Raw genomic sequence first — 12350 nt, forward strand, 5'->3', positions numbered from 1 at the left:
GTGCCGCGCTCGACCGCAAGGTCGAGTCTGACAAAAAGACTCCTCCCTAAACCGCCGCCAGCGCCTGGGTGAAATCGGCGATCAGATCGTCGGCATCCTCGACGCCGATCGACACCCGCACCAGATTGTCGGTGATGCCGAGCGCGGCCTTGCGTTCGTCGGGCACCGAGAGATGCGTCATCGCCGCAGGATGGCTGGCCAGCGTCTCCGTGCCGCCGAGGCTGACCGCGAGCTTGGCGATCTTCAGCGCGTCGAGGAAGCGGAAGCTTTCCTCTTCGCCGCCCTTGATAAACACCGAAAAGGTCGATCCCGCGCCCGAACAGTGCCGGTCGTAAATATCGCGCTGGCTCGACCCTTCTTCGAGGAAACCGAGATAGCCGAGCCCCTCGACCTTGGGATGATCGCGCAGAAAGGCGCAGACCTTTTCGGCATTTTCGCCGGCCCGCGTCATCCGCAGTTCGACGGTTTCGAGGCTGCGCAGCAGCATCCAGGCCGTGTTGGGGTCGGTGATCGTGCCGATCGTGTTGCGCATCGCGCGGATCGGATCGAGATGCGCCTTGGAACCGAGCACGCCGCCCGCCACGAGATCGCTATGCCCGCCGACATATTTGGTGAGGCTGTAGATCGAGATATCGGCGCCATGGCGGAGCGGCTGCTGCCACAGCGGCCCGAGGAACGTGTTGTCCATCGCGATCGGCGGGCCGTCCTCGCCGAACGCTGCATCGCGGGCCTCTTTCACCATCTCGATATCGACGAGCGCGTTGGTCGGGTTGGCCGGGCTTTCGAGATAGATGATCGCGACCTTGCCCGATCCGGTCGTCATGCCCTTCGCTTTTTCGAGCAGCGCATCGACCTCCTCGCGGCTCGCGCCGGCGGGAAAATCGAGGAATGTCACGCCGAAGCGGCCGAGCACGCGGTTGATCAGCGTTTCGGTCGCCGCGTAGAGCGGACCGGAATGGACGACGACATCGCCCTGATGGACATTGGCGAGCAGCACCGTCGCGATCGCCGACATGCCGCTCGAAAAGACGAGCGCCTCTTCGGCTTCTTCCCAGACCGAGAGCCGGTCTTCGCAGATTTCCTGGTTCGGGCCGTTGAAGCGCGAATAGACGAGGCCCTCGGCGCCGCCCGGGCGCTTGCCCGTAATGCCCTCGAAATGGCGCTTGCCGGCGGCCGCATTCTCGAAGGCGAAGGTCGAGGTCAGGAAGATCGGCGGCTTTAGCGATCCTTCGGAAAGGACCGGGTCATAGCCATGGCCCATCATCAGGGTCGCGGGTTTGAGCTTGCGGTTGCCGATCTTCTCGATCTCGGGCTTCGGCTTGCGGCGCGGCGTCGTGCCGGTGAGATCGGCCTGGGTCGGGGCGGAACTGTCGCCGGATTGTTCGGGGGTGTCAGCCATCTTGTGGCTCCTTCCTGTTTACGCTCCTAGGAAGGCAGGAGCTCGATAGGGACGGCGGGGGCCAGGGCTTCTACCTCCAAGAAGCGCGTCTCCCTCAACCGGCCAGAGCCGCGACGCCCCATGTCAGCAGGACGATCATCGGTATGCCGCAAATATCCAACAGGAACCCGGATTTCAACATGCTGGGCAGGGCGATGTGATTGGAGGCCCAGGCGATGGCGTTGGGGCCCGTGCCCGAAGGCAGCATGAAGCCCCAGCTCGCGGCCAGCGCGGCCGGCATGGCGAGCAGCATCGGGTCCGCTCCCGTCGCTACGATCAACGCCGCGATCACCGGCATGATCCCGCTCGCTGTCGCCACATTGGACGCAAATTCCGTGACCAGCACGACCAGCGCGGTCACGGCGAGCGCGATCACGATAAGCGGCACTGTCTGAAGCGGCTGCAGTGCCTCGCCGAGCCAGATGCCGAGTCCGGATTCTATGATCCCCGAGGCCAGGGCGAGACCGCCGCCGAACAGCATGATCACGCCCCAGGGCGCGCGATTGGCCTCGGGCCAGTTGAGCATCGGCCGGCCGCTTCCGTCGGGCAGCACGAACAGCGCGAGCCCGCCGATGATCGCGATGGTGCCGTCGTGAATAGCGCCGTCCGGCAGGAATCCCTTGATAAAGGGCAGGGCGATCCAGCCCGCGACGACCAGCGCGATCACGGGCACGAGACGCTTCTCCGCGCCCGACCATTCGCCGGGATTGCCGATGGCGGTCTGCGCGGCGCCGATATCGAAGGCGGTTCGCGTCACGCGCTGCATCCGGATCAGGATGAAGAGACACAGGGGTATGCCCGCCGCGACGATCGGCAGCCCGTACATCGCCCAGGTCAGGAAATTGATATCGGTCCCGATCGTACGGTTGATGAGGCCGGCGGCGATGGCGTTGGTCGGCGATCCGACCAGCGTCCCCAGTCCGCCGATCGAAGCGGAAAAGGCGATGCCCATCAGCAGCGCACCGGCAAACCCCTTGGTCTCGCCTTCCGCCACGCCGCCTGCCGCCAGCACTGCGATCGCGATGGGCACCATTATCAACGTTGTGGACGTGTTGGAGACGATCATCGAGAGGATCGCGGTCGCCGCCATGAACGCGAAGAGCAGGCCCCAGGCGGTCGTCCCGGCGCGGCCGATGATGGCGAGCGCAAGCCTTCGGTGGAGCCCGGTCCGTTCGATGGCCAGCGCCAGAAACGCGCCGCCGAGAATCAGGAACAGGATCGGCGAATAATAGGCGCCTGCCACCTCGCCGGTCGTCATCACGCCCATGAAGGGGAGCAATACGAAGGGCAGCAGCGCGGTGGCCGTGAGCGGCAGCGCCTCGGTCATCCACCAGCTCGCCATCAGGCCGACAAGCGCGGCGACGCGCCAGGCTTCGATCGGCATGCCTTCGGGAGCAGGAAGGGCCAACAGGATAATGAACAGGGCGAGGCCGCCGAAGAAACCGTATTGCTTGGCGGTCACATTGTTTCCCCGTCATTCCCGCGAAAGCGGGAAACCCGCTTATCTTCCTTCCGTAAACGAAGCACGGGCCAGCTGACTAGTAAAGGCAGCGGGATTCCCGCTTTCGCGGGAATGACGGGTCTCTTCAAAGCGCGATTACCGACAGTTGCCGGCCGTAATCGGGTTCGTCCCGATGGGTTGCGCGGCGATAGCTGAAGAAACGGTCTTCATTCACATAGGTGTCGAGGCCCAGCGTCTCGACGGTGTCGACGCTCGAAAAGGCGAGCCAGGCGGCGACATAGGCTTCGAGATCGAAATAATGGTGTCCGGGCGCGCCGTCGCGGAAATATTGCTCATTCTCCGGCTCGATCGCCTCGAACCGTTTGCGGAAATCGTCGTCCACCTCATAGGAGCCGCGCCCGATGCACGGGCCGATGGCGGCGGCGATCCGGCTGCGTTCGGCGCCCAGCTCCTCCATCGCCTCGACGACAGACTTGGCGACGCCCGTCATCGCCCCCTTCCATCCGGCATGCGCGGCGCCGATGACTCCGGCTTCCCGGTCGGCGAGCAGGATCGGCGCGCAATCGGCGGTCAGGATGCCGAGCGCGAGGCCGGGCCGGTCGGTGACCATCGCATCGGCTTCGGGCCGATCGTCGTCGGGAAAGCCGTGGGTGACGCGGATCGCATCGGGCGAATGCACCTGATGCAGAGTTACGAGCGTCGAATCCGGCGCCACCGCCTCGACAGCGCGGCGCCGGTTGATATCGACATCGGCTTTGACGTCGTCCGAACCGAGGCCGACATTCAGGCTTTCGAAAAGCCCGGTCGATACGCCGCCGGTCCGGCCCAGAAAGCCGTGCGCGACCCCGTTCAGGGCGTCGGCGCGGACGATATCGATTTTTGCGGCCATGCGTCTCCTGCCCGCTGTTGCCGGGCCGGTCTTCTTAACGGCGTTCGCCGATGTTGCAATGCGGCATTCAGAACGCGGCGGGCGGGGGCCAGTCCGGTGCGACCAGCGCCATGGCCTTGAAGAGGTCGCCCATCTCGTCCGCCTTGGTCAGCCGGTCGCGCGCGGCAATCAGCTCGGCCTGGCGATGGGGGGCGGCCTTGGCGAGCGCAGCCGTGCGCGCGCCGATGCCCAGCGATTCGAGCCAGTCGCCCTGGCCGATCGGACCGTAAACGGCCAGTCCTGTATTGCGCCCGATACGCTCGATTACGCTGAAATTGACGTGTGCGGTCAGGTCGCGCTCACCCGGTTCGGCGAAGATGTCGACATGGTCGTGGTGCGATACGGCCTGCAGCGTATCGCCGGTCGCGAGCCCCTCATAACCGTAATCGATGATCAGCGCGGCACCGCCCTGTTCGGCGATCCGCTTGGCCAGCGCGCGGCCCGTGCTTTCGACAGCCGGCGAGGTTTCGATGACGCTCCCCGGCGGGGCGTCGCGGAGCGGTTCGGGGACCAGCGTGTCGAGCGGCGGGCCCCAGGTTATCGGAACGAAAGCGCCGTCGCGATGATCGACCATGATCTCGTGCCAGCCATCGGGGCTGTGCCGTATCTGCCGGATCGGGAGCGCGTCGAAAAATTCGTTGGCGACGACGAACAGCGGGCCGCAATCGGGCAGGGTGTCAAGATCGTCGTGCCAGCGCGCGGTCGACAGCCGGCTGGCCTGGTTGGCGCGTAGCACGGGGCTGGTTTCGACGAGATGGATCGGCGGCTCGAAGCGCACGGCCCGCATCGCCCTGAGCGCGTCCTCGGCGAGCGTGCCCCGGCCCGGGCCGAGCTCGACATAATGCGCATTGGCGGGCGCGCCGGCCCGCGACCAGAGATCTGCCAGCCAGAGCCCGGTGAGTTCGCCGAACATCTGGCTGATCTCGGGCGCGGTGATGAAGTCGCCCTCGACGCCGAACGGATCGCGGCTGGCGTAATAATCGGCGTTGGCCTCGGCCATGAACCGGGCGAGCGAGATCGGGCCGGTTGCCGCGATCAGCCCGGCCAGGCGTTCGGCCAGGGTCTTTGCCTCAGCTGGCGGCATCCGAGGCCGGCGGAACCGGTTTGACGCCTCCGGCTCGCCCCTTTGCCGTCGCGATCAGCCAGATGCCGCCGATCAGCATCGGGATCGTCAGCCATTGGCCCATCGACATGCCGAGGCTGAGCAGGCCGAGATGATCGTCGGGCTGGCGGAAGAATTCGACGACGAAGCGCGACAGGCCGTAGCCGACGAGGAAGGTGCCGACGAGCTTGCCCGGCTGGTGACGCGCATCGGTCTTCCAGAAGAGGAACCAGAGGACGAAGAAGAGCAGAATGCCCTCCAGACCAGCCTCGTAGAGCTGGCTCGGATGGCGCGGCTGTTCGTCGGCGCGGGGGAAGACGATCGCCCAGGGCACATCGCCGGGCCGGCCCCATAGCTCGCCATTCACGAAATTGGCGAGGCGGCCGAAAAGCAGGCCGAACGGAATCGTGCAGGCCACGTAGTCATGGATGCGCAGCCAGTTGAGCTTGTTGCGCCACGCCATGAAGAGGATAGCGATGCTGACTCCGATCACCCCGCCATGGAAGGACATGCCGCCGTCCCATACGCGGATGATATCGCCCGGATCGGCCAGATATTCGGCCGGTTTGTAAAAGAGCACATAGCCGAGCCGCCCGCCGATCAGGATACCGAGCGTCGCGTAGAAGACGAGGTCGTCGGCATGGCGCCGGGCCATCGGTGCGCCTGGCTGGGCGATGAGCTTCAAGAGATACCACCAGCCGATAACGATGCCGGCGATATAGGCGAGGCTGTACCAGCGCAGCTGGAAAAAGCCGAGATCGACCGCAATCGGCGAAAGTCCGAGATTTTCGAACCGCAGATAGTCACCGCTAGCCGCAAATATCGTCGCCAGAACGTCCAAGACTTTCCCCTTCGCTTTTTTGCCCTCATAATGGTGGCGAACGAAAACGGAAAGCGCCGTGACCGATGTCGGCGCAGGAGAGAGCGACATGGCTACCCAGGCCCCCGAACAGGAAACCACGGGCAAGTCCTTCACCCGGATGCAGGACGGCAAGCCCGAGCATTGGATGGTGATCGCGAAAGAGCATCAGGAGCATTACAAGACAGATGCGCCCAAACGCATCCTGAAGCATCTCGAGGATCTCGGCGAGCTGACATTGGGCTTCGGGTGCGACCAGCTCCAGCATTCGCTGATGACGGCGACGCTCGCCCGGCGTTCGGGCGCCAGCGACGAGGAAGTCGTCGCCGCGCTCTGCCACGATATCGGCAAGACCATGTCCGTGCCCAATCACGGCGCGATCGCGGCGGAAATCCTGAAACCCTATGTCAGCGACGACCTGTATAACGTCATCAAATATCACCAGGATTTCCAGGGTGCCTATTATTACAACTATCTCGGCAGATCGACGACGATGCGCGAGGATCACAAGGACGAGAGCTGGTATCCGCTCGCCTGCAAGCTGGTGGACGAATGGGATGCGCCGGCCTTCGATCCGGATTTCGAGGTCGACAGCCTGGAGAGTTTCGAACCGGAAATCATGCGGGTCTTCGGCCAGCCGAAGATGATGTAGCCGCGATGCGGGGAAAACCGGTCGAAAGCCGCTGATATCGCGTCCGACGCCCAATCCGCCGGAGCGATCGAGCCCGTGCCCGGCCTCGGGGTCGGCGGCGCATTGGACAGGCCCGGTTTCGCTTGGGCGGTCTTCGAATGGGCGCGCAATCCCTATTACATCCTGATCGTCATCTACATCTTCGCACCCTATTTCGCGCGCGATATCGTCGGTGCGGATATATTGGCGAGCGGCGAGCTGGCCGGAATGGACGCGGAAACCGCGCGCCAGACGGCCAATGCGCTGGGCCAGGCGGCCATCGCTTCGGTCACCAAATGGGCGGGGCTCGTCGCCGCGCTGACGGCCCCGTTTCTGGGCGCGGCGCTCGATCGCGGCGGCCGGCGCAAACCTATTCTCGCCGTGATGCTCGGCACGATCGCGGTCATGTCGTGGATGCTCTGGTACGCCGTTCCGGGGGAGGAGGGGCTCCCGACCGGCATGGTGATGATCATCCTCGTCATCGCCTATGTCTCCTATACCTATTCGGAAGTGACACATAACTCGATGCTGACGGCGGCCGGCCGGCCCGAATCCCTGTCGATGATCAGCGGGCTGGGCCTCGGTCTCGGCAATCTCGCCGCGACGTTCATGTTGATTGCGCTGGTCGGCCTGTTCGCCTTGCCGGGTGCCATCGGCTGGCCGTTTTCCGAACCCCAGCTCGGCGTGGATCTGGCGCGCTACGAGCATATGCGTCTCGCCGGGCCGATTTGCGCGGTCTGGCTGGCCCTGTTCTCGATCCATTTCTTCCTGTTCGCCAAGGACCCGGGCGTGAAGGGTGCGAGCTGGACGATGGCGACGGTCGACGGCGCGAAGATCGTGATCCGGACGGTGCGCGAGGCGACCCGCTATGCCGAGCTGTTCAAATTCCTGATCGCGCGGATGCTCTATGCCGATGCGATGGCGGCGCTGCTCGCGCTCGGTGCGGTTTACGTCTCGCTGTTCCTCGGCTGGGGTTTCCTCGAAATGACGGCCTATGCGATCTACGCCTCGGCCTGGGCGTTCCTGGGCGGGATCATCGGCGGCTGGCTCGATCGCCGGGTCGGCGTGAAGATGGCACTGATCCTCGAAATTCTCGGCATGGTGGCGGTTCTCGCGCTGCAGCTCTCGATTACCAACGAAACGCTGTTCTACGGCCTGATCGACAATGTCCGGGTCTGGGAAGGCCTGATATTCCAGGACTTGTCCGATCTCGTCTATCTCGGTCTGGCGGCGGTATTGGCGATCACGGCGACCGCCAGTATTTCCTCGAGCCGTACCATGCTCGTCACGCTTGCGCCGCCGGGGCGCAGCGGCGAGTTTTTCGGTCTCTACGCGATCGCCGGCACGGTCACCGTCTGGCTCGGCCCGCTGCTCGTCCAGGTCTTCACGACCGCGTTCAACAGCCAGCGGATCGGCATGGCCTCGATCGCCATCCTGTTTGCGATCGGCCTCGTCGTTCTCGGCTTCGTGAAGGTCGAGGAAAGCGGGAGCCGATAGCCGCAGCGTCCGTCATCACCGCCTGTCCCCGGGGGCGTCTAGCGTCATCCCTCGCCACATATTACAGAGCCAGCCATGTCAAAAGCGTCCCGCCTCGGTATTACCCGCCGCCGCGTCCTGATCGGCGGGGGAATCGGCGCGGGACTGGTTGTCGCCTGGGGCGTCTGGCCGCGACATTATGTCCACAATCTCGTCGCCGGCGAGGGCGAGACGGTCTTCAACGCCTTCCTGAAGATCGGCGAGGATGGGCATGTCAGCGTCATCGTGCCGCAGGCCGAGATGGGACAGGGCGTCTGGACGGCGTTGCCGCAGGCGCTGGCCGACGAGCTGGGCGCCGACTGGCGGACAATCGGGGTGGAGACCGCGCCGATCAATCCGCTCTACGCCAATGACTTCCTCGTGGCGGGCGAATCCGACGGCGCGATGCCGTCCTTTCTCGGGTCGATAGGCCGTTGGGCGACGCGCGAATATGCGGTGCGCAACGCGCTGATGATCACTGGCGGATCGACCTCGATCCGCGGTTTCGAGGACCGGTTTCGCGGGGCGGGCGCCGCGGCGCGCGCGGTGCTCTGCAAGGCGGCGGCGGCGCGCTGGGATGCCGATTGGCAGGCCTGCGATACGGCCCACGGTTTCGTCGTGCTGGGCGAGCGCCGCCTGCGCTTCGGCGAGCTGGCGGCCGCGGCTGCGGACTATGCGCCGCCCGATACGCTGACATTGCGCAATCCCGCCGGGCGGCCGATTACCGGCCAGTCCATGCCGCGGATCGACCTGCCCTCCAAGGTGGACGGTTCGGCGCGCTATGCCGGCGATGTGCGGCTGCCCGAGATGGTCTTTGCCGCGGCGCGCCAGGCGCCCTCGGGCCGGCACCGGCTGGCCGGTGTCAACCGCGACGCGGCGAACAATGTGTTCGGGGTGACGGCAATCTTCGAAAATCCCCGCTTCGCCGCCTGTGTCGCGACCAACTGGTGGGCCGCCAATCGCGGCGTTGAAGCGCTGGCCCCCGAATGGGAGAGCGAGGCCGAAACCGTCGTCGACGATGCCAGTATCAGCCAAGCCTTGCAGGACGCGCTGGATGGCGATGGTGGGCGCCGGTTCGTCTATGAGGGCGATCTCGACGCCGCCTTCGGCGCATCCGGGGCGCATCGCGCGACCTATGATGTGGGTCTCGCCCCGCATGCCGCGATCGAACCGCTGACCGCAACCGCGCGGACCCGGGGCGACCGGCTCGAAATCTGGGCACCGACCCAGGCCCCGGGCCTGATGCGCGCCGCCGTGGCCGACGCTATCGGCTATTCGGAAAGCCAGGTGACGATCTACCCGATGCTTTTGGGTGGCGCGTTCGGCCGGAAGATCGAGCATGACGCCGCCGTGCAGGTCGCGATTATCGCACGCCGGATGAACCGCCCGGTCCAGCTTACTTGGTCGCGTGAAGAGGAAACGCGCAGCGACTATTATCGGCCCGCGGCGCGCGGCCGCCTGACCGGCAAGCTTGCGCCGGACGGCACGATCGCCGCCTGGCACAGCCGGATCGCCGTGCCCTCGACCAACAATCAGCTGTTCCAGCGGATCATGCCGAGCATCTTTTTCGGCGATGTCGACGATCCTGACCCCGGCGCCGTCGAGGGCGCGCGGCCGGCCTATGCGATCCCTAATCTCGCCGTCGAGCACATGCCTGCCGATATCGGCGTCGAAACTGGTATCTGGCGCTCGGTCGGCCATAGCTACACGGCCTTTTTCACCGAATGCTTCGTCGACGAACTCGCCGCAGCGGCGGGTGTCGAGCCGCTTTCCTTCCGCATCGCGATGCTGGGGCGGGAGCCCAGGCTCGCCCGCTGCCTGACGACGGCGGCGACGCTCGGCGGCTGGGATGGCGGCGAGCAGGGCGGCGGCATGGGGCTCGCCGCGCACAGCTGTTTCGGCAGCCATGTCGCGCTGGTCCTCCGCCTCCATATCGGCGACGATCAGCGGCCGGTGATCGACCGGATCGCCGCGGCCGTCGATTGCGGCCGCATCATCAACCCCGAGATCGTCCGCCAGCAGATCGAGGGCGGTATCGTGTTCGGCATGTCGCAGGCCTTGGGCCGGGCGATCGGCTATGCCGACGACGAACCGACGGCCACCAATTTCCATGAACTCGGCCTACCGATCCTTGCCGATACTCCCGTGATCGAGATCGACCTCATAGAGAGCAGCGAGGAACCCGGCGGGGTCGGCGAGATCGCCGTGCCGCCGGTCGCTCCGGCGATCGGCAATGCGATTTTTGCCGCGACAGGCCAGCGCCTCCGCTCTATTCCGTTTGTCGTAGGCGGAGTTGCATGACCGAAAAACCCGATTTTCATCCGGATACGCCTGCGCCCAAAATCGGTGTTCTGCTGGTCAATCTCGGCACGCCCGACGAACCCACGGTGCCCGCCGTGCGGCGTTACCTGGCCGAGTTTCTGTCCGACAAGCGGGTCATCGAGATTCCGGACATCATCTGGAAGCCGATATTGTATGGCCTCGTGCTCAGCACCCGGCCGCGCCGATCGGCGGCCGCCTATGCCAAGGTCTGGATGGAGGAGGGCTCGCCGCTCGCCGTGTACACGAAGCGCCAGGTTGCCGGTTTGCAGCAGCGGTTCGGCGATGCAGTGCATGTCAGCCATGCGATGCGCTATGGCCGGCCGGGCATCGGTTTCCGGCTCGAAGAGATGAAGGCGCTGGGTTGCGAGCGGATATTGTTCGCGCCGCTCTATCCGCAATATTGCGGTGCGACGACCGCCACGGCGGTCGACGAGGCGGGCTCCGAAATCGCCGATATGCGCTGGCAGCCGACGCTCCGGACCTTGCCGCCCTATCATGACGATTCCGCCTATATCGACGCACTGGCAGCCTCCATTCGCAACGGGCTCGCTGGGCTCGATTTCGAGCCCGAAGCATTGATCGCCAGCTTCCACGGCATGCCGCGACGGACTCTGGAACTGGGCGATCCCTATCATTGCCAGTGCCAGAAGACCTCCCGTCTCCTGAGCGAGAAGTTGAACCGCCCGCTGTTTACGTCGTTCCAGTCGCGGTTCGGAAACGCCAAATGGCTCGAGCCGGCGACAGCCGACTTGCTCGAGGCATTGCCGGCCAAGGACATCCGGAAGGTTGCGATCTTCGCGCCGGGCTTCTCGGTCGATTGCCTCGAAACGCTCGAGGAACTGGCGATGGAAGGACGCGACCAGTTCACCGAGGCCGGCGGCACCGATTTCGCCTATATTCCCTGCCTGAATGCGAGCGACGAGGGCATGGCGATGCTCGAAACGATCGTGCGGCGCGAGCTATCGGGCTGGATCGGCTGATTTCCGTTCGCGGAACTTGCGCGCCCATCGGCGCGTACCTAGACACAACGCAAACACAAGAACTGGAGAGATGGTGCCATGGAGCGAGTTGCGATTGTGACCGGCGGAACGCGGGGAATCGGCGAGGCGATCAGTATCGCCCTGAAGGACCGGGGAATGACCGTCGTCGCCAATTATGGCGGCAATGACGAAAAGGCGAAGGCGTTCACAGACCGAACGGGGATCGCGGCCCGCAAATGGGATGTCGGCGATTTCGAGGCCTGTCAGGAGGGTTGCGCGAAAGTGGTCGAGGAAGTGGGTCCTGTCGACGTGCTCGTCAACAATGCCGGTATCACGCGCGACGGGACGCTCGCAAAAATGAGCTTCGACGACTGGAACGAGGTGATGCGCGTCAATCTCGGCGGCTGCTTCAACATGGCCAAGGCCTGTTTTCCGGGCATGCGCGAACGCGGCTGGGGGCGGATCGTCAATATCGGATCGATCAACGGGCAGGGCGGCCAGTACGGACAGGTCAATTATGCAGCCGCCAAGTCCGGCATCCATGGCTTCACCAAGGCGCTGGCGCAGGAAGGCGCCAAGGCCGGGGTGACCGTCAACGCACTCGCGCCGGGCTATATCGATACCGACATGGTCGCCGCCGTACCCGAGCCGGTGCTCGAGAAGATTGTCGCCAAGATTCCGGTCGGCCGCCTCGGCCAGGCGCAGGAGATCGCGCGCGGTGTCGCATTCCTCTGCTCGGAAAATGCAGGCTTCGTCACCGGATCGACGATGTCGATCAATGGCGGCCAGCACATGTATTGACGGGACGACGGAACGGTTTGGGGGGCGGCGTGGACGACCTCTATCGGCCGCCGGTCAAGCGCAGCATCACGATCGCCGGGCACCAGACGTCGATCACGCTCGAACCGCTGTTCTGGCAGGCGCTCGATCAGGCGGCGGAGCAGTCGGCGCTCCCGCTCAACGCGCTGGTCGCGCGGATCGATGCCGACCGCCTGGAAGCGGACGATCCGCCCAATCTCGCCAGCGCGATCCGAAGCTGGTTATTCGCCCGGGCGCATGGCGAAAGCGGCTGAC

Annotated in this window: 11 protein-coding genes; 6 read left to right on the forward strand and 5 right to left on the reverse strand. The window is 65.0% G+C overall.

Annotated features, from left to right (window positions below; translation table 11 throughout):
- Positions 1 to 46 precede the first annotated feature (46 nt).
- From HFP57_RS13815 to lgt, 5 genes are all read right to left on the reverse strand, one after another.
- Entirely contained in the window at positions 47 to 1399 is a 1353-nt protein-coding gene (locus HFP57_RS13815; protein WP_176870332.1) for a cystathionine gamma-synthase family protein, read from the reverse strand.
- 94 nt (positions 1400 to 1493) lie between these two features.
- On the reverse strand, positions 1494 to 2900 hold the full coding sequence (locus tag HFP57_RS13820) for an SLC13 family permease (RefSeq protein WP_246263169.1): 1407 nt from the start codon (positions 2898 to 2900) through the stop codon (positions 1494 to 1496).
- A gap of 124 nt (positions 2901 to 3024) precedes the next feature.
- Positions 3025 to 3789 carry a peptidoglycan editing factor PgeF gene (pgeF, locus tag HFP57_RS13825; protein ID WP_176870333.1) on the reverse strand — a complete coding sequence of 255 codons (765 nt, stop codon included), beginning with the start codon at positions 3787 to 3789 and terminating at the stop codon, positions 3025 to 3027.
- A gap of 67 nt (positions 3790 to 3856) precedes the next feature.
- Positions 3857 to 4912: a class I SAM-dependent methyltransferase gene (locus HFP57_RS13830; RefSeq protein WP_176870334.1), complete on the reverse strand. Its 1056-nt coding sequence runs from the start codon at positions 4910 to 4912 to the stop codon at positions 3857 to 3859.
- The gene (gene lgt, locus HFP57_RS13835) at positions 4899 to 5762 is read right to left on the reverse strand and encodes a prolipoprotein diacylglyceryl transferase (protein ID WP_246263678.1); all 864 of its coding nucleotides are present in this window, start codon (positions 5760 to 5762) and stop codon (positions 4899 to 4901) included. Before lgt ends, HFP57_RS13830 begins: the two co-directional genes overlap by 14 nt.
- A 97-nt stretch (positions 5763 to 5859) precedes the next feature.
- On the opposite strand from lgt, the gene HFP57_RS13840 reads away from it, so the two are divergent.
- From HFP57_RS13840 to HFP57_RS13865, 6 genes are all read left to right on the forward strand, one after another.
- Entirely contained in the window at positions 5860 to 6441 is a 582-nt protein-coding gene (locus tag HFP57_RS13840) for an HD domain-containing protein (RefSeq protein ID WP_176870336.1), read from the forward strand.
- Between the two features lie 75 nt (positions 6442 to 6516).
- A complete protein-coding gene (locus HFP57_RS13845; RefSeq protein ID WP_246263170.1) occupies positions 6517 to 7956 on the forward strand; it encodes an MFS transporter in 1440 nt (479 codons plus the stop codon).
- A gap of 75 nt (positions 7957 to 8031) precedes the next feature.
- Positions 8032 to 10275: a xanthine dehydrogenase family protein molybdopterin-binding subunit gene (locus HFP57_RS13850; RefSeq protein WP_176870337.1), complete on the forward strand. Its 2244-nt coding sequence runs from the start codon at positions 8032 to 8034 to the stop codon at positions 10273 to 10275.
- Entirely contained in the window at positions 10272 to 11276 is a 1005-nt protein-coding gene (gene hemH / locus HFP57_RS13855) for a ferrochelatase (protein ID WP_176870338.1), read from the forward strand. Before HFP57_RS13850 ends, hemH begins: the two co-directional genes overlap by 4 nt.
- Positions 11277 to 11354: 78 nt before the next feature.
- Positions 11355 to 12077 carry an acetoacetyl-CoA reductase gene (gene phbB / locus HFP57_RS13860; protein ID WP_176870339.1) on the forward strand — a complete coding sequence of 241 codons (723 nt, stop codon included), beginning with the start codon at positions 11355 to 11357 and terminating at the stop codon, positions 12075 to 12077.
- A gap of 29 nt (positions 12078 to 12106) precedes the next feature.
- The gene (locus HFP57_RS13865; RefSeq protein WP_246263171.1) at positions 12107 to 12349 is read left to right on the forward strand and encodes a ribbon-helix-helix domain-containing protein; all 243 of its coding nucleotides are present in this window, start codon (positions 12107 to 12109) and stop codon (positions 12347 to 12349) included.
- The last annotated feature ends 1 nt before the right edge of the window (position 12350 follow it).

Origin of the sequence: Parasphingopyxis algicola, assembly GCF_013378075.1 — a bacterium.
In the GTDB taxonomy this organism is placed as follows: domain Bacteria; phylum Pseudomonadota; class Alphaproteobacteria; order Sphingomonadales; family Sphingomonadaceae; genus Parasphingopyxis; species Parasphingopyxis algicola.